The organism is Pseudomonas sp. C32, from assembly GCF_030417915.1.
Lineage (GTDB): Bacteria > Pseudomonadota > Gammaproteobacteria > Pseudomonadales > Pseudomonadaceae > Aquipseudomonas.
In genome coordinates, this window is sequence record NZ_JAUHUK010000006.1 from 89,395 (window position 1) to 106,226 (window position 16,832).

At 59.8% G+C, this 16,832-nt stretch carries 15 protein-coding genes and 1 pseudogene; 1 reads left to right on the plus strand and 15 read right to left on the minus strand.

The window, feature by feature from the left end; all coding sequences use genetic code 11:
* Positions 1–93 precede the first annotated feature (93 nt).
* From QYH43_RS09025 to potE, 5 genes are all read right to left on the minus strand, one after another.
* The gene (locus QYH43_RS09025; RefSeq protein WP_095056848.1) at positions 94–768 is read right to left on the minus strand and encodes a DUF3313 domain-containing protein; all 675 of its coding nucleotides are present in this window, start codon (positions 766–768) and stop codon (positions 94–96) included.
* Positions 769–816: 48 nt separating this feature from the next.
* Positions 817–1,656, minus strand: a complete 840-nt coding sequence (locus QYH43_RS09030) for an OmpP1/FadL family transporter (protein WP_301156907.1) — start codon at positions 1,654–1,656, stop codon at positions 817–819.
* A gap of 142 nt (positions 1,657–1,798) precedes the next feature.
* Positions 1,799–2,200 carry a hypothetical protein gene (locus QYH43_RS09035; RefSeq protein WP_095056846.1) on the minus strand — a complete coding sequence of 134 codons (402 nt, stop codon included), beginning with the start codon at positions 2,198–2,200 and terminating at the stop codon, positions 1,799–1,801.
* Positions 2,201–2,381: 181 nt separating this feature from the next.
* A complete protein-coding gene (locus QYH43_RS09040) occupies positions 2,382–4,667 on the minus strand; it encodes an Orn/Lys/Arg decarboxylase N-terminal domain-containing protein (RefSeq protein WP_095056845.1) in 2,286 nt (761 codons plus the stop codon).
* A 20-nt stretch (positions 4,668–4,687) separates the two neighbouring features.
* Positions 4,688–6,070: a putrescine-ornithine antiporter gene (potE, locus tag QYH43_RS09045; RefSeq protein ID WP_095056844.1), complete on the minus strand. Its 1,383-nt coding sequence runs from the start codon at positions 6,068–6,070 to the stop codon at positions 4,688–4,690.
* A gap of 183 nt (positions 6,071–6,253) precedes the next feature.
* Between potE and QYH43_RS09050 the strand changes: the two genes are divergently transcribed.
* Complete coding sequence (locus QYH43_RS09050) at positions 6,254–6,583, plus strand: hypothetical protein (RefSeq protein WP_095056843.1); 330 nt, start codon at positions 6,254–6,256, stop codon at positions 6,581–6,583.
* Between the two features lie 112 nt (positions 6,584–6,695).
* On the opposite strand, the gene QYH43_RS09055 is transcribed toward QYH43_RS09050, so the two are convergent.
* The 10 genes and pseudogenes from QYH43_RS09055 to QYH43_RS09100 form a co-directional block, all read right to left on the minus strand.
* Positions 6,696–7,205, minus strand: a complete 510-nt coding sequence (locus QYH43_RS09055) for a copper chaperone PCu(A)C (protein WP_095056842.1) — start codon at positions 7,203–7,205, stop codon at positions 6,696–6,698.
* 1 nt (position 7,206) lies between these two features.
* Positions 7,207–7,812 (minus strand): SCO family protein, encoded by a 606-nt coding sequence (locus QYH43_RS09060; RefSeq protein ID WP_301156908.1) that lies wholly within the window; start codon positions 7,810–7,812, stop codon positions 7,207–7,209.
* Between the two features lie 217 nt (positions 7,813–8,029).
* Positions 8,030–8,914 (minus strand): ChaN family lipoprotein, encoded by an 885-nt coding sequence (locus tag QYH43_RS09065; protein ID WP_301156909.1) that lies wholly within the window; start codon positions 8,912–8,914, stop codon positions 8,030–8,032.
* A gap of 54 nt (positions 8,915–8,968) precedes the next feature.
* Positions 8,969–9,736, minus strand: coding sequence for a heme ABC transporter ATP-binding protein (locus tag QYH43_RS09070; protein WP_095056839.1), 768 nt, complete (start codon positions 9,734–9,736; stop codon positions 8,969–8,971).
* Entirely contained in the window at positions 9,736–10,773 is a 1,038-nt protein-coding gene (locus QYH43_RS09075) for an iron ABC transporter permease (RefSeq protein WP_095056838.1), read from the minus strand. Before QYH43_RS09075 ends, QYH43_RS09070 begins: the two co-directional genes overlap by 1 nt.
* Positions 10,770–11,654 (minus strand): hemin ABC transporter substrate-binding protein, encoded by an 885-nt coding sequence (locus QYH43_RS09080; protein WP_301156910.1) that lies wholly within the window; start codon positions 11,652–11,654, stop codon positions 10,770–10,772. The genes QYH43_RS09075 and QYH43_RS09080 overlap by 4 nt, the downstream gene beginning before the upstream one ends.
* A 12-nt stretch (positions 11,655–11,666) precedes the next feature.
* Positions 11,667–12,170, minus strand: a pseudogene (locus tag QYH43_RS09085) (ChuX/HutX family heme-like substrate-binding protein); the annotation flags it as partial.
* Between the two features lie 67 nt (positions 12,171–12,237).
* Positions 12,238–12,909, minus strand: coding sequence for a bifunctional 2-polyprenyl-6-hydroxyphenol methylase/3-demethylubiquinol 3-O-methyltransferase UbiG (locus QYH43_RS09090; protein WP_301156911.1), 672 nt, complete (start codon positions 12,907–12,909; stop codon positions 12,238–12,240).
* Positions 12,910–13,004: 95 nt separating this feature from the next.
* Entirely contained in the window at positions 13,005–14,177 is a 1,173-nt protein-coding gene (locus QYH43_RS09095) for a DUF1624 domain-containing protein (protein WP_095056835.1), read from the minus strand.
* A gap of 177 nt (positions 14,178–14,354) precedes the next feature.
* A complete protein-coding gene (locus tag QYH43_RS09100) occupies positions 14,355–16,610 on the minus strand; it encodes a TonB-dependent siderophore receptor (protein WP_095056834.1) in 2,256 nt (751 codons plus the stop codon).
* Positions 16,611–16,832: the final 222 nt, after the last annotated feature.

Consider the following 16,832-nt stretch of genomic DNA (forward strand, 5'->3'; position numbering starts at 1 on the left):
CGCTGGGCTGTGCAGCAGCCCCAATTGCGGTCGACCGCTTTGCGACTGCTACGCAGTCGAGCGGGAGCAAGCTCCCTCGCCACAAGTACGTTGTTACTTGATGAACGCCTGCATGTCAGTGCCCAGCTTGTCGATCGCCGCTTTGAAGTCCTGTGCGGTGATCTTCTGGCTTTCGTTTTCCAGCGTGGAGCCAAACACTTTACGCACGACCTTGGCTACGGTCTGGTTGGTTTTTGCATCGATAAACTCGGCTTCGATGAACAAGGTGCTGTCCTGATCGCGGTGGCCAGTGGCGGCCTGTGTTGCCCCTACCACTGCAGCGATGGGTACCACTTCATACCATTTCATGCCTTCGTTTTCGGCATTCACCCCGGTGATCGCCGCACGCATCAGCAGGGGCTTGGAACCCTTCTGCAAGGATGAAGTGCTGGTGACTACGCGGTACTTCTGACCCAGAGTGTCCTTGGCCTTGGTGGTCATGTAGTTCTGGATGTCGGTCAGCGTCTGCTGGTTGACCCGCTCATCCGGCTTGGGGGCTGGATAGAGTTCCAGTTTGTTGAACACCACCGTGTCATAGGCATTCGGGTTCCACGACGGGCTCACCCAGCGCATCGCTTTGCCGCCGCTCGGCGTTTCGACTTCCTGCAGGTTGTTGTAGTTGGGCAGGTAACCCGAGTACTGCTCGGTTTGAGTGACTTTCGAGGTGCAACCACCAAGCAACAGCCCGGCCATTGTGGCGCCGACAAGCAATTTTCGGGACAAGATCATAGTTGTGTTTACTCCATGGAAAAAACGTTCTTATAGGTTTGCAACGCATCAAAATCGCCAGGTCATGTTACCCGTCAAGGCTTGAATCCATGCATTGTCGAACTGACCGGAAAGCTGATTACCCGACGCCTTGGTCTGTTGCACCGGCATGTCACCCAGCCACACCATGGCCCAACTGACGTTGACATCGGTATCCTTGTTCAGAGCATAAGTGGCTCCGGTGGCGATACGCCAGGATTCATTCATCGGCACGATAACACTGCGGTCGCTGTCCGAGACAGCGCTACTGTCGTAGGCCACGCCGGCGTTCCACAACAGTTGTTGGGTCGCCTGGTATTGCGCGCCCAGCGACAGATGCCAAGTGTCCTTGAAACCGGCATCGACGGACCTCGATTGCGAACCCAATGCCGTGGTGTCGACCTGGACACCGATGTCGCCGAATTCCGACCAGTCTTGCCAGTTGGCCGAGGCCAATAACGCCCATTGCGGATCCAGCTGCTGGAACAGGCTCAGGGTGACAGTTTGCGGCACCTTTGTGTCAAGTTCGGTATTGGTGTTGTTCACGCGCTCCAGCAATCGGCCATCGCCCTTGACGTAGGGTTTGTCTTTGAAATCCAGGTCGACCTGGCGGGTGTACGCCAGACCGATGCGTGTGCCGGGTTGCGGGGCAAAGATCACCCCGACATTGGCGCCGAAGCCCCAGCTGGGCACCACCGCCGGGTTGCTGGCGATGGTCGAGGGGCCTTGTGCGCGGGCCGCGGCACCGGCGTTGGCCAGGCCTGCGTTATCGGTACCGATTTCATACAGCATGATGCCGCCCGCCCAGGCGTGTTGGCCGTAAAGGGCGAGCAGGGTGAAGACGGGCAATGCGAGTGTTTTCTTCTGCATGGCGTCTGCTCCCCCAAGCATCAATTACCGACAACGCATCAAATGTGTTGTCCCCCGCAGTGAGCGTAGATTTTTACGACAAAATCGCCAGTAAGACTTACCGATGAATGCTGGTTTTTTTAACGGGTTTTCTTTCGGCCCGTCAGGCATCGCGCAACAGGTCGTTGGCGTTAAGCAGGTCGTAGGCAATTTCCGGTCGTTTTTCCATGGCACGGCGAATGGCGGCGGGGATGGCCGCGCGGGTTTTGCGGCATAACCCCGGCAGTTCGTCGATGTTGATACCGATGCCGCGCATGGTGCGCACTTCGTTGAAGCCGGGGGCGATGTCCAGGCGAATGCCCAACTGTTCGAACATGCGCCGCTGCACATGCGCAAGATCGCTCAGGCTCTGGATGTTTTCCAGGCGTTCGATCAGACGTTTTTCTTCGGCACGGGTCAGAAACAGGATGCGCAGGTCTGCCCCCGGTGTTTCCAGCAACGGGTCACGCCCGCAGTCGCAGGCGCCGGGTGGGCAGGGTGAGCGGATCGCAGCAGTGGTGGTCATGAGGATCAATCATAGAGCGCTGTGATTGAGTTTGCCCACAGGGTTTTTTGGGGGGGCGCAAAGCAATGTGGGAGCGAGCCTGCTCGCGATGGCGGTATGTCAGTCAGCATTGAGTCGACTGAAAAATCGCTATCGCGAGCAGGCTCGCTCCCACAAGGTGTTGCGGTGAAGCCTGTTTAACTTACTTCAGTACCAGCATCCGATAGACACCGTCCTCGACTTCGATCCCGTGTGTGTCATGGGTGAAGCCAGGGAAGGAGCGGTCGAAAGCTTCCAGTGCCTTGAGGTACGCCAGCAGCGCGCCATCGATCGGCCCCGCGTTCTCACCTGGCATCAGCAATGGAATGCCCGGCGGATACGGCACGATCCCGGTGGCGGCAAGACGGCCCGCGGCCTGGTCGAGGGTGACCAGTTCGATCTCGTTACGCACCAGTTTTTCGTAGGCTTCCACCGGGCTGAACTCGGCTTGGGGCAGGGTGCCGAAAGCCTGGGACATGTTGGCGGTGGTTTTGTGTTTCTTCATGGCGGCGAAGATTTCGTCGGCCAGATCCTTGATGCCCATGCCGGCATAGCGTTGCGAGTGAGCGTTGTACAGGTCCGGCAGGCACAGCTCGAGCTCGGCGTTGTCATCGTAGTCACGCTTGAAGTCGAGCAGCGCGTTGAGCAGCGTGCCCCACTTGCCTTTGGTGATGCCGATGGAGAACAGGAACAGGATGGTGAAGTCGGTGGTTTTCTCCACGACGATACCCTGACGTCCCAGATACGCAGTAATCACGCAAGCGGGAATACCGGTGGCAAGCAGGTTGCCGTCGTCGCCCATGCCCGGGCTGAGCACCGAGACCTTGATCGGGTCGAGCATGCAGTAACCGTCTTCGATGTCGCCGAAGCCGTGCCAAACCGCATTCGGGTGCAAGACCCAGCAGTTCGGATCGGTTTTCAGCTGCACCGGGTCAACTTCGTGGAACGGTACGGTCGAGGCGCCCACTTGCACGGTCGGCGGCTGCCAGCAGGTGAAGAACCAGTCGTTCTTGCTCTGCATCTCGTTGTGCATGCGCGAAAGGACCTGGCGGAAGCTGATCGCTTCTTCGATCGATTCGTTGGTGAGGATCTGCCCGCTCGGCGCTTCCATCATTGCCGAGCTGACGTCGCAGGACGCCATGATCGCGTAGTTCGGCGAGGTCGAGGCGTGCATCATGTACGACTCGTTGAAGCGCGCATGCTCGATCGGGTTACGGCCATCACGCACGTGGATCATCGATGCCTGAGACAACGCGGCCAGCAACTTGTGGGTCGACTGGGTCGCGAACACGGTCGGCTTGGACTTGTCGTGATCGGACGGGTTGCCGTGCATGGCATGGCGACCGCTGTACAGCGGGTTGAAGCGCGCATAACCGTACCAGGCTTCGTCGAAGTGCAGGCGGTCGACGCTCTCGCCCAGCAGATCTTCGACGCGGGTGACGTTGTAGGTCAGGCCGTCGTAGGTGGAGTTGGTGATAATCGCGTGCACTGGCGTCGGGTCGATGCCTTTCTTGACCAGCGGGTTGCTGGCAATGGCAGCTTTCACGCCTTCGGCGCTCAAGGTTTGCGGCAGGATCGGGCCGATGATGCCGTAGCGGTTGCGGGTCGGCACCAGGTAGGTCGGAATCGCACCCGACAGGGTCATCGCATGCTCAGCGGACTTGTGGCAATTTCGATCGCACAGGGCGATCTGGTTGCGCGTGACGCTGGCCATGAGGATGACGCGGTTGGACATCGACGAACCGTTGGTCACGTAGTAGGTGCGGTGGGCACCGAAGACCTTGGCGGCATAGCGCTCGCCTTGACCGATCGGGCCGCTGTGATCGAGCAGCGAGCCCAGTTCACCCACCGAGATCGACAGGTCGGAACGCAGCAGGTTCTCACCGAAGAACTCGTAGAACGCACGCCCTGCGGTGCTCTTCAGGAACGCTGTGCCGCCGGCATGGCCGGGGGTGTGCCACGAGTATTCATAGTTGCGGGCAAACTTCACCAGCGCGCCGAACATCGGCGGCAGTGCGGCCTGACGATAGCGCTCGATGGCCGCCAGGATGCGCCCGCTGAGGAAGCGTGAGGTGTCTTCCGGCAGCCAGATGAAGTCGTCGGCGTGCTGCATGACCAACAGCGGAATGGTCGACGCGGTGGTACGGTCGCTGACCAGGAACACCGGTACGCGTGTGTTGCGCTCGCGCAGCTTGACCAGCAACTTGGTGCAGTCGGCGTGGTCTTCGCTGGTGTCCATTTCCCATCGGATGATCACGCATTGGATGGCAGGGTCCGAGCGCAGGATCGACGCGGCGTCGGTCAGGCTTTCCGAGGCGAGTACGCTGACGCCTCGGCTCTCTACGTCGTGGATCAGTTGATCCAGGGCACGGCCAAACACCGTGCGCTTGTCCGCCGGGCTGCTGACCAGTAGCGCCAGCATCCCGAGTGAGTGTTTATATTCCGTCATGATTGATCCTCCAGAGTCGATTACAAGCTGTTCACTGGAACAGGCTCGCCAGTAATGTGCTGCGCGCTGACGGTTTGCGTCGGTACGCTGTTGTTAAGTGCTTCAAGGCGGATCAGACGGTTGTTGACGAAGCCGAACAGGGTGTAACCGAAGATGGTTGCCACGCCGCCCAACATCATTGCCTGCTCACCGGAACTGTAAAGTGCCAGGTAGCTGTAAGCCGCTGCGATCAAGGCAATAACGTTGGTCGCCAGTGCCTTGCTTTCCGGCACATTGGAGACTTTTTGCATGGTCATCAACGCGGCCATGGAGAGGATGTAAGGCACCAGGTTGGTGACTACCGCGAGGTTGACCAGCGTGTCGAATTGCTTGCTCAAGTCAGGACTGATGGTGAGCAGGGCCAGAGCAGTCTGCGCAGCCAGCAGCACCAGCATGCCGACAATCGGAGTGCCAGCCTTGTTGCCCTTGGCGAAGATCGACAGGAAGTAACCGGTGTCCGCCGAGCTTTTGTACACCTGGGCGATGGTGAACTGCCAACCCAGCAGCGAACCGATACAGGCAAGTACCATCGCGGCCATCACGATGTCCCCGACCATTGGGGTGAACATCTTGGCGAACACCAGGCCGAACGGCGCGGTGGAAGCGACCAGCTCTTCGTTGCCGACGATGCCGAAGATGACGTTGGTGGAAACGATGTAGATCACCGCCGCCCCCAAGGTGCCACCCAGTACTGCGATTGGCACGTTCCGCTCTGGGTTTTCCACTGCATCGGTGTTGGCGCAAGCCGATTCAAGACCCAGGAAGGCCCACAGCGTGATCGCCACCGAGGCGCCGGCTGCTTCGAACCATCCCTTGTCATGCGGGTTCCAGCCAGCGGCGTAAACGCTGCTGTCGAACCAGAACCAGCCAATGGTGGACACCAGAACGACCGGCGCGATTACACCCCACACCGTAATGGCACCGATACGGCCGGTGATGCTCGCGCCGCCAAAGTTGGCGAAGGTGGTGAGCCACAGCAGTGCGATAGTTGCCAGACCCACTTGCAGTGAATCAAGTTTTATCCCGAACAACACCTGGATATAACCCACCGCAGTAATACTGATCGCCACGTTGGCAATCAACAGCGAGAGACCGTAGGTGTAGTTGGTGATGTAGTTGCCGGCTTTACCGAAGGTATATTCGGCGTAGCCGCCCATGCCGCCGGTCTTTCGACTGAGCATCCCGCATCGCGCAAAGGCGTAGGCCAGAGCGAGTGAACCGGTGGCTGTCACCAGCCAGGAAAGAATCGAAATTGCACCGACCTCGGCGAGTTTCGTCGGTAGTAGCACAATCCCTGAGCCCAACATGTTGACGGCGGTCAACATCGTCAGTTGCCCCACACTCATTTTTTTTGCGACTGACATTTCGTTGCCTCACTAGTTGGCGAGATAGAGAGTTATCTATAGCAAAGGTTTGAAAACTCGCAAGAAATTGAGCTCATCCATTAGCTTTTTTTATAGATTTTGAAGAAAAGGCACAATGCTGGCCCATGACGTCCAAAGTCCTCTTCAGAATTACTTTGTTTTCAGTGGGTTAGATAGGTCGAAATGTGCAAGAAAGGGATTAGATTACTTCCGCTGTTTTTGGCCGGAATTGTGAGTTCAGTCCACGGCAAGGATCTGAATTCCAATGATCATTACATGTGCAGTTGGGGCGGCGGAACGGCCGCAAGAGCACAGGAACTCAAGCTTTCAGGGGTTTCGTTATATGCCGCCCGCCAGAAAATCCAGGCCTACAAGTTCGCGAAATCATGGATGCGCATGATGGCCATGGGAATCACCGAGCAAACGTATGACAGCCCTTCACGACTGAAGCCGGAAGCGGTACGGAAGATTTTTTATGAAGATTGCGTCAGCTACAAAGTGGCGCGTAAGTAACTAACATCGCCGTCATGCTCAAGCTCATTTGAGCCTGATATTGAAAAGGTCTTGGTGATGAAACGAAAGCGTCACCAAGACCTGATAGGAGGGGGCAGCGTCAGGCGGGGTATTAATTCATCTTGCTGTGGTCGTGCATCATCTTGTTGTGGTCCATCGTACCGAGTGCCTTGGCGATGGCCTGGACCTGGATGATCTCTTTCTCACCCTTGGCGTCTTCGACGGTCAGGGTCAACGGTACCTGATCGCCTTCCTTGATCTGGGCGGTCAGGTCCATCAGCATGATGTGGTAGCCGTGGGGATCAAAACTCACCGCTTTGCCCGCCGGCAGTGCAACAGATTCGACCTGCTGCATCTTCATCACATCGTCTTTCATGCTTGATTCATGGATCTGTACTGCCTTGGCGACGGGTGATTGCACGCTCAGCAGCTTGCTGTCGCTGCTCGCCGTCAATGTCATGAAGGCACCACTCGATGGCTGGCCAGCCACGGTGGCACGCACCCAGGCGTCATCAACCTGAGTCTGAGCCGACACCTGCCAGGCGAGACCGACCAGAGACAAGCCCAGCGCCAGTTGCTTGCAACGTTGTGCGAAACGGATTTTAGCCTGTGGGGTAGTCATATCAGCAAACCTCCATCACGGTGAGCAGATCTTCTGCGCACTCTTGTGCAGTCAGGGACGCGGACAGGCCCAGGCGCAGATTGCCCCGGGAGTCGAAGACAAAACTGGTCGCGGTGTGGGAAAGGGTATAGGTATCGCCGCTCGGGACTTTTTCGAAGAACACGCCGAACTCTTTGGCGGTGGCGGCGGTTTCTTCCAGCGTGCCGTACAGCGCTTCGAAACTCGGGTCGAACGCCTTCACATACTTGTCGAGCATCTCTGGTGTGTCGCGCTCGGGGTCGAGGGTGATGAAGATCACCTGCAACCTTTCGCCGTCGCGTCCCATCAGTTTCTTGGCCTGTGCCGCACGGGCCAGCGTGGTCGGGCACACCGCCGGGCATTGGGTGAAACCGAAAAAAATCATCGGCATCATGCCGCGATAGCTGCCCAGCATTCTCGTTTCGCCCTGGGCGTCCTTGAGCTTGAAATTACGCCCCATGATCTTGTCGCTGAGGTCCTTGCCGTGCTGGAACGACAGCTTGCTGCTGCCATCGCAACCGGCGAGCAGGCCGAGGCTCAACAAGCCCATGCCTTGCAGGACAGTTCGGCGGGTATACGAAGTACTCATGGAAAAGCATCCTGTTGAACAGGCTGAAATGACAGCGTGATGACTGTACAGACGAAAAAAACGCGAGGATGGTAGCAAACTGTGCCGGTGCTGGAGGATTGGATTCGACCATTGGACCGGTGGGGAGGCGTGACATAGTGTCGCGCCGGTCATCTGAGATCGGATTGCTCTTGTGGCGAGGGAGCTTGCTCCCTCGCCACAAAGGTATCAGTTGGGATTAACGACGCAGCTTTGCGCAGTGATCCTGTTCGGGTTGCGCGGCGGTGTACCACACGTAGTCCGCGCTGTCGGCGGTCACGGTCTTGCCCACTTCCGCCAGAACCAGCACCGCATTGCCTTCGCCAGCGCCCAGGTCCTTCAGGTGCAGCGGCACGCCCAAATCCTTACGCACATGAAACGCCCCGGCCAACAGCAGCGCCGGTGTCGGCGCGGCCATCAAGCGCTCGGCCATGCGTCGGTCGCGCTGTTGCTGCACGGCGAGCATCGCGGGCATCTGCGCTTCGGGAAGCAAGCCGCAATGGGATTCGCGAATATCGTCGAGCAACGTCGCCTGCACCTGTTGGGTGGTGGACGCTTCACCCTGGAGCACCGGACGCTGTTGGTAGATCTGCATGATCTGCGCACGATCGAGGTTGGCGGACATCAGTGGATACGGCTGACGCAACGCGTAGGTCACCAGTGCGCCATAGACGCTCCAGTCCCAATTTTTCTGCCAGGCCAGCGCCTTGAACGGGTCGGCCGGTGGTTGTCCGGCGCGAGTGGCGGCTTGTGCCGCATCGACCTTGGCCTGCTGATCGGGGGTGAGCATTTCCATCAGCAAGCTGCCTTGTGGGCGCTGGGCCGCCAGTTCACGCAGTAGCCACAATTGCAGGGCGTGGTGATCCGGGTTGTCGTGCTGTTCGCCGACCAGTACGCGAGGCGCGACGGCCAATCGCAAGACCAGTTCTTGGGGTGTCAGCGTTTGGCCGGTGGACAGCTCGCGGATAACGCCGAAGTCGGTGTGATCACGTCCTTGCGGGGCGATTGGCGCCGGCGGTGGCGTGACGTGATGGGTTTGGCAGGCAGCCAGCAGACTGAATGCACAGAGCAACAGAAAGCGCATGGGTTTTCCTTAATAGACAGAGGCCCCCTCGACTGTGAGAGGAGGGGGCGGGTATCAGCGCGCAATGATCAACGGGTGGCCGCGTTCCGGATGCTGATGAATCAACACTTCCAATCCATACACCGCGGCCAGTGCCTCGGCAGTCAGGACTTCTGCCGGTGGGCCGTAGGCGTGGGGCAGGCCTTGTTGCAGCAGCAACAAGTGATCGCAGTAACGTGCCGCCAGGTTGAGGTCGTGCAAGATGACCAGCACCGCTGCACCGCGTCCGGCGAAGTCGCGCACGGCTTGCAGAATGGTGTGCTGGTGCAGCGGATCAAGCATCGACGTCGGCTCGTCGAGCAGCAGGGTTTGCCCTTCGGCCCCCGGCCAAAGCTGAGCGAGCACCCGCGCCAGATGCACACGTTGGCGTTCGCCACCGGACAGCGCCAGATAACTGCGCCCAGCCAGATGCAGAGCGTCGGCGGCACGCAGTGCTTCGGCGACGATTTCGGCATCGCGCACGCGACCACTGGCGTAGGGCAGGCGCCCCATGCCGACCACTTCGTTGACCGTGAACGCAAAGTTCAGGCTTGAACTTTGCGGTAGCACCGCCAACCGTCTGGCCCGCTCCTGGCCCGGCCAGTCGGCGAGTGGCCGCTCGTCCAGGCTGACCTTGCCTTCGCTGGCCGCCAATTCACCGCACAAGGCCGCGAGCAGGGTGCTTTTGCCGGCGCCGTTCGGCCCCAGCACGCCGAGCACTTCCCCCGGACGCAATTCGATATCGATGTTCGCCAGTACCGTGCGGCTGCCCCGGCGTACCAGCAAGTTGTTTGCCCGCAGCATCAGGAACGCCCTCGTACCAGCAAGTAAAGAAAGAACGGCGCGCCAATGAGTGCCGTGACGATCCCGATCGGCAATTCCGCTGGCGCCAACAGCAGGCGCGCAGCCAGATCGGCGAGCAGCAACAGGCTGGCACCGGCGAGCAAGGAGGCGGGCAACAAGACTCGATGATCCGGCCCGACCAGCAGACGCATCAGGTGTGGCACCACCAGACCGATAAAACCGATCAACCCGGCAGCCGCGACGGCGGCACCCACACCCAGGGCTGTGCACAACACCAGCTCCATCTTGATCCGCTCGATGTCGAAGCCCAGGTGACGGGCTTCCGACTCGCCCAGCAGCATCGCATTGAGTGCCGCCGCACGACGTGGCAGCCACAGCGCCACGCCGACGGTGACGATCAACAGCGGCCACAACCGCGGATAACTGGCGCCGTTTAGGCTGCCCAGGTTCCAGAACGTCAGGGTACGCAAGGTCGCATCGTCGGCCAGATAGGTGAACAGACCGACACCGGCACCGGCCATCGCCGTCATCGCCACACCCGCCAGCAGCATGGTGGCGACGTCGGTTTGCCCGTTGCGACGACCGAAGCGATACACCACCGCCGTCACGATCAAGCCACCGACAAAGGCACTGACCGACAGCAGATAGGGCTCTACGGCCGGCGGCATTCCACCGAGCATGCTGCCGCCGACAATGGCGAAAGCGGCACCCAGCGCTGCACCACCAGAGACGCCGACCAGGCCCGGGTCTGCCAAGGGGTTGCGAAACAACCCCTGCATCGCCACACCTGACAGCGCCAGTACCGAACCGACGGCAATGCCGAGCAAACTGCGCGGCAGGCGGATCTGACCCAGGATCAGCTCCGCCTGTTGCGTGTCGCCGCCTTCAAGCGGCAAACCGAGCAGACGCATTCCGGCCAGTAGCGTATCGCCCAGCGGCAGGCTGACCGGCCCGAGGGCCAGGGATAGCCAGAACACGACAACCAGCAACAACAGCAAACAGATCAACGTCGGACGCGGCCGAAAAATGGCCGTCATTGGCTGATCTCGGCGGTCTGCACTTTGACGTCCGGGTAGAACGCGGTGGCGAGACGGTTCAACGCATCCGGCACGCGTGGACCCAGGCCGCCAACCAGCAGCGTCGGATCGATCACCAGCACCCGGCCGTCACGCCCGGCCCGGGTTTGTGCCAGGATCGGGTTCTGCTCCAGCAGGGCTTTGCCCGCCGCGTCGCCTTCCAGACGACCACCGGCGAAGATGATCACCTGCGGATCAAGCGCCAGCATGGCTTCATTGGAAACCGGTTTGTAGCCGTTGTGCTCGCCCAGGCTTTTGGCCCCGGCCTGTTCAATCATCCAGGCGGCCAATGTGTCCTTGCCTGCCACTTGCAGGTTGCCGCCGGAATGGCTGAGCAGCATCAACACCCGCGGTGCCGGGGATTGCTGCTGTGCCTGCCTGACCCAGTCGGCCTGGGTTTGCAGGCGCGTCAGGTAACCGCCCATCAACGCTTGTGCCTCGGCCTCTTTGCCCAGCAGTTGCCCGAGCTCGGTCAGGTTATGTTGAAGGGCGGGTACGTCAGCCTTGGCCGACAGCAACTCAATGCGCACGCCGGCCGCTTTGAGTTGCTCCAGCACGGGCGGTGGCCCCATTTCGACGCTGCCCACCAGGATGTCCGGTTTCAAGGTCAGAATGTCTTCGGCCGCCAGCGCGCGCTGGTAGCCGACGCCGGGCAGGCTGCGCAGCGATGGCGGGTACTGGCTGGTACTGTCGACACCCACCAGTTTGCTTTCGCCACCGAGGGCGACCACCCATTCGCTGAAAGCGCCGCCGGCACTGACCCAGCGCTGGGGCAGGGCGTCGGCGACGGACATCTGGCTGACGAGCACGCTGGCACAGGCCAGCAGTGTTTTCATACGCATCGGGACTATTCCTTAGCCGATCAGAGGGGTGGCGGTTTCAGCCAGGGCACGCCAGTCGTCACGCTCAGGAATGCCCGGCTTGCGCACGCCGAACAACTGGATGACCAGTTCGCCTTCGGCATCGAAACCTTCGTAGCTGGTGATGATGCCATCGACGCTCGGCTTACGCACACGCCACAGTTCAGTCACGCCCGTGGTTTTCAGGTGCAGGTTGAACATCGGGTCGAGCACGTTGAACCAAGTGTCCATCCAGCGCAGGTTGCTGACCGGGCCGGAGTGAATCTGGATGCAATGCTTGTTGCCCCCGAACACCATGATCGGCACTTCACGCTTGCCCGTTTCTTCGATGATGCGGGTCAGCTCGACGGTGGCCAGAGGTTCGGCCCATTCGTGACCGGCCAGGCGCAGGGCCTGGGTACGTGCCACGTCGTTGCGCTTGAGCAGCATGAAGAAGTCGTGAGTGTCCTTGAGTTGCGACCACTCGCTGCGCAGGGTACCTACATCGACTTCACCATCGGCGCGTGGGGCATTGGCTTCCGGCAGCGGTTGCAGCGAGGGGGCTTGCCCCCGTTGGGCTGCGAAGTCAGCCCCGTCGCGTTGCTTTCAGCAGCAACGACTGCGGCACCGGGCTCTGCGGGTGTTGCGGTTCCTGCAAAGCGGTCAGTTGGAAGCCGGCCATGTCCAGCGCATTGAGCCAGCTCGACAAACTGCGGAAGTACCACGGCATCGGTTGCCACTGGCCCTCGAACCCGGCGAAGGACTCCTCGCGCCAACCGTCCTGATAGTCGCCCGCCGCAGCGGTCCATGGATGCAATGTCTGGATCAGCAGCGTGCCGCCGGGAACGAGCAGGGTGTTCATCGCTGCGAGTAAAGGGATGATGTCCTGGTGCAGCAGGGCGAAGTTGGCGCAGATCAGGTCGTAGTCGCGGCCGATGTCTACTTTCGCCTCGACCAGAGCTTCATAGCTTGCCAGATGGACCGGCGAAGAACCTGCTGACCGTGCGGCCTGGACCAGTGTCGCATCACCGTCCACGCCGACCGCCGTAATGCCCCGAGCAGCCAGCGCACGCAACAGCCAACCCTCGCCGCATCCCAGGTCGAGCACGCGCTCCGGCTGGAAACCGAGCACTGCCCACAGAATGGCCTGGTCGGTGACTTGCTGGCGGCTGGCGATGGTCCCGGTGCGGATCGCTTCAATCCAGGCCTGGGCGTTGTGGTGCCAGCTTTGGAGGAGGGTGGTTTCGGGTGCGGGCATTTCGCTGTCCGGCGTTGTGGGTTGAATAGCAAGGATAGCTGGCGAGCGTGCCGGCGGCCGATGGCTCATGCCGCAAAGCAAACCCTGACGCCGGATCAGAAGTATTTGAGCCAGGTGATATCGCGACGCCGCGCCTTCAGGGCCGCAAACCAGCGCACCGGCCAATAAAGCACCACGGCGAGTGATACCGCCGTCAACCAAACCATCCCGACGCCATCGAAGCCGAAGAAGCTGCCTTGATTCAACCCGAGTATCGCTATGCAGGCCAGGTACAGCACTTTCAGTACGTACAGGTGCAGGATGTAAAAGAACATCGGCGCTGCACCGAACACGGCCAGAACGCTGATCCCATGACGCTGGCGGCTGCGCTCGAAACTCAGGAGCAATAACAGGCCCATGCCCAGCGTCAGGGCGAGGAAGAGCAGGGAAGGCGGGTATTTGGTGATGTTGAAAAAACTCATCACGGTGAATGTGGTGCTGTCGTAACTCGTCCAGTGCGCGTCACCATAACCATTGAGCAAGCGCAGTGCGAAGAAACCGAGCAGGGCACCGACGCCCGCCAGCCAAAGTTTTCGCCGACGTTGTTCAGGGGGCGTGGTGCCGCTGAACCATGGCCCGATGCAGTACCCCAAAGCGATCACCCCGATCCACGGCAATACGGGATACGACGTGCGCAGGCGCACAGTGTCCGAGAGTTCGATCCAGCCGCGATCATGCAGAATCGCCCAAACCCCATGCATCGCCGAACCTTGCGCAACGTGCAATGAGTCGAGAAGGTTGTGCCCGGCAATGATGATCACGGCGACCGCAAACAGAATCGAACGTGGCAGCCAGACCAGCGCGGCGAGCGCAATCATGCTGACCCCGATGGCCCAGATCACCTGTAGATAGATCACGGTGGGCGGGAACTGGAACGTCCAGGCAAAGTTCACGAGGGTGATTTCCAGCAGCACCAGAATCAGTCCCCGTTTGAACAGGAAGGCAGACGCATCGTTTTTGCCCTGATGCTTTTCTGCGAACAGGTAAGCGGATAGGCCCGTGAGCAGCACGAAGACCGGCGCGCAGAGATGGGCCAGGGTCCGGCTGAAAAACAATGCTGGCTCGGTGGTGTCGATGTTCATCGGATCAGAGACCTGGCGATGAAGAAAAAACGTCTCACGCACATGGTCCAGCAGCATGAAGAGAATGACCAGGCCCCTGAGGGCATCGATGGACAACAGTCGCTGGCTTGATTTCGCTTGAGTTGAAAGGCGTTGGTTGGTAGTCATTCGGACGTCGCTGGCAGGGAAGATCAATCCCGATTGAACGGGTGGTTTGTTGATATACTATAACATTTTGATTCGCCTGATTCTCACAGGCGCTACTAATTTCAATCGACGAAAAGCACAACACCGGCGCAAGGCCGGCGTTGTGCTTTCTGCATCGTTTACGCTGGGTGGGGGGCGTTAGAAGCGGTACTTCGCCGACGCCGTAATGCTGCGCGGTGCACCGTATGTGAGGGCGCCGTAGGCATCGAAGATGTCGAAGTACTTCTCGTCGGTGACGTTGTCCGCGTTGACCTGAGCCGACAGGTTTTCGGTGATCTCGTAGCGAGCCATCAAGTTGACCAGGGCGTAGGCGTCCTGCTGGATTTTCTCGGAGTTGCCTGCCGGGTTGGTGGCGTAGGTGTAAATCGAGTCCTGCCAGTTAACCCCGCCGCCAATGGTCAGCTTGTTGAATGCACCGGGCAGGCGGTAGGTGGTGAAGGTACGCAGCAACTTGGTCGGGTACAGAGTGTTGACGTCGTCGCCGTTGGCATCTTCGGCGGTGAACTGGGTGTAGCCCACCGTTGCGTTCCAGTCGGTCGCGAGTTCGCCGGACACTTCCAGCTCGAAGCCTTTGCTGGTCGCGCCTTCACTGGCCTCGTAGGCATAACCGCCGACGGGGTTCGAAGGATCGATCAGCACGCCGGTGCTTTGCCCCAGATTGTCCTGTTTGATCTGGAAGATCGCCGCGGAAGCGTTCAAACGGCCGTCGAAGTATTCGCCCTTCAAGCCGATTTCACTGCTCTCGCCAACGATCGGCTCCAATTGCTGGCCACTGCTGTCGCGGACCGACTGCGGCAGGAAGATTTCGGTGTAGCTGGCATAGGCCGAGAGGTTGTCGGTGAGGTCGTAGACGACGCCTGCATAAGGGGTCAGTTCGTGATCGACATCGATCTTGCTCACTTCCGAGTAGATGTCGTCGCTGGTCTTCTCGTACCAGCTCTCACGCGCGCCAAGAATCACTTTCAAATCGTCGGTCACGTTCAAGCGAGTGGCGGCGTAAAGCCCTTTCTGCCGGGTCTCGCTATAGCCGTAGTCGGACCGTGGGCCCCAGATCGGTTCCGGGAAGTGGCCGTTGTAGGCATCGAAGTTGGCAACGCCGCCAAACCCGGATTGCGCGTTGAGTGCATCGGCGTCGAATTCCTGCTTGCTGTCCACGTAACCGAAGGCCAATTCATGTTCACGGCCCAACAGTGAGAACGGGCCGTTGACGCGGATGCCGTAGTCGTCCTGGGTGGTCTCGGTCTTGTAGGTCGCCGGGAACGAAGACATGCCGGAACTGCCGTTCTGGCCCGGATTGCCGGAAAGGTACAGCAGGGAAGAGTCGCTCGTGCGCTCGCCACGGTTGTAGCTGAGGTTGAGTTGCCAGTTGTTGGCGAAGGTGTGGTCGAGGTTGACGAAGTAGGTATCGTAGGTGGTGTCCCACTTGCTCCAGTTGGCGGAAGTCGTCTTCGAGCGGCTCCAGTTTGTCCGGCTACCGTCTGCGTACCAGACGGGCAGGCCACCCCACATCGGCGAGTCGGCGTTGCTTTCCTGATGGCTCAAGCCGAACCACAGCGTGGTGTCGGGCGTCAGGTCGATATCCATTGTGCCGTAGAGGGTCTGGCGCTTGGTCGAGTTCATGTCGATCCAGGTGTCGCCCTCGTTGGTCTCCCCGACCAATCGCGCACGCACAGTGCCTTCCGAGTTCAGTGCCGTGGCCACATCGGCCTCGACGCCATAGGTGTCCCATGTGCCGGCGCTCAGTTCTACCGAACCCTTCAGGTCCGTGCTGTAGGCGCGCTTGCGCACCATGTTGATGGACGCGGAAGGATCGCCGGCGCCGGTCATCAAACCGTTGGCGCCACGGACCACTTCGACGCGGTCGTACATGGCCAGGCTGCTGAAGATTTCTCCCGAGCTCCAAGGCTGCTCATAGATGGTGGGAACACCGTCGATCATCAGCGAGTTGAGCTCAAAGCCACGGGCGTTGAACTGTGCGCGGCTGGTCTCGTAGCGGTTGACCGACACGCCCGTGGCATTGTTGACCACATCGAGGATGGTTTTCAGGTCCTGGTCTTGAATGCGCTGCTGAGTGACGACGCTGACCGATTGCGGCGTTTCCCGCAAAGACATGCTCAACGGCGTGGCCGTGCGCGCTGCGTCCGTTGTGTAAGAGTGGGTGCCTTCGGTAACGCCGACTTGCCCAGCGGTGGCGGTCTCGGTGATAGCGATAGGACTCAGGACCACCGAGCTTCCCTTCTCGGTCTGTTCAGTCGGTTCCGCCGCTTGCAGCGTGGGCGCAGAAATGGCGATACCGGCCGCAAGCATGTGTACTGCCAGGGCCAGAGGGCGCATTGCCAAAGGCGAGCGTGGGGTAACGGCGATTTGTGAACACAGAAGGGTGGGGGCGGACATGCGAACTCACATTTAATTTGTGTTATTTGAGAATCGATATCATACGCATGTGCATCTGGTTTCGGAATACGAATTGAACGCAAATGTGAAACTTTAACAAACACTTGGCGTCTGCCTGATCCCGAGTGATCCCGTGAATGTCAAAATAGGGGGCCACAGGTTGACTCCGAGGTTTGAAAAAAACTCGGTGCAAGCAATGGTCTTCAAAGAATTTTGCGGGGA

What these genes read in the sequence shown, in the direction of transcription:
- QYH43_RS09025 (WP_095056848.1), bottom strand. Translation starts at nt 768, where the DNA reads ATGATCTTGTCCCGAAAATTGCTTGTCGGCGCCACAATGGCCGGGCTG.
- QYH43_RS09030 (WP_301156907.1), bottom strand. Translation starts at nt 1,656, where the DNA reads ATGCAGAAGAAAACACTCGCATTGCCCGTCTTCACCCTGCTCGCCCTT.
- QYH43_RS09035 (WP_095056846.1), bottom strand. Translation starts at nt 2,200, where the DNA reads ATGACCACCACTGCTGCGATCCGCTCACCCTGCCCACCCGGCGCCTGC.
- QYH43_RS09040 (WP_095056845.1), bottom strand. Translation starts at nt 4,667, where the DNA reads ATGACGGAATATAAACACTCACTCGGGATGCTGGCGCTACTGGTCAGC.
- potE (WP_095056844.1), bottom strand. Translation starts at nt 6,070, where the DNA reads ATGTCAGTCGCAAAAAAAATGAGTGTGGGGCAACTGACGATGTTGACC.
- QYH43_RS09050 (WP_095056843.1), top strand. Translation starts at nt 6,254, where the DNA reads ATGTGCAAGAAAGGGATTAGATTACTTCCGCTGTTTTTGGCCGGAATT.
- QYH43_RS09055 (WP_095056842.1), bottom strand. Translation starts at nt 7,205, where the DNA reads ATGACTACCCCACAGGCTAAAATCCGTTTCGCACAACGTTGCAAGCAA.
- QYH43_RS09060 (WP_301156908.1), bottom strand. Translation starts at nt 7,812, where the DNA reads ATGAGTACTTCGTATACCCGCCGAACTGTCCTGCAAGGCATGGGCTTG.
- QYH43_RS09065 (WP_301156909.1), bottom strand. Translation starts at nt 8,914, where the DNA reads ATGCGCTTTCTGTTGCTCTGTGCATTCAGTCTGCTGGCTGCCTGCCAA.
- QYH43_RS09070 (WP_095056839.1), bottom strand. Translation starts at nt 9,736, where the DNA reads ATGCTGCGGGCAAACAACTTGCTGGTACGCCGGGGCAGCCGCACGGTA.
- QYH43_RS09075 (WP_095056838.1), bottom strand. Translation starts at nt 10,773, where the DNA reads ATGACGGCCATTTTTCGGCCGCGTCCGACGTTGATCTGTTTGCTGTTG.
- QYH43_RS09080 (WP_301156910.1), bottom strand. Translation starts at nt 11,654, where the DNA reads ATGCGTATGAAAACACTGCTGGCCTGTGCCAGCGTGCTCGTCAGCCAG.
- QYH43_RS09090 (WP_301156911.1), bottom strand. Translation starts at nt 12,909, where the DNA reads ATGCCCGCACCCGAAACCACCCTCCTCCAAAGCTGGCACCACAACGCC.
- QYH43_RS09095 (WP_095056835.1), bottom strand. Translation starts at nt 14,177, where the DNA reads ATGACTACCAACCAACGCCTTTCAACTCAAGCGAAATCAAGCCAGCGA.
- QYH43_RS09100 (WP_095056834.1), bottom strand. Translation starts at nt 16,610, where the DNA reads ATGTCCGCCCCCACCCTTCTGTGTTCACAAATCGCCGTTACCCCACGC.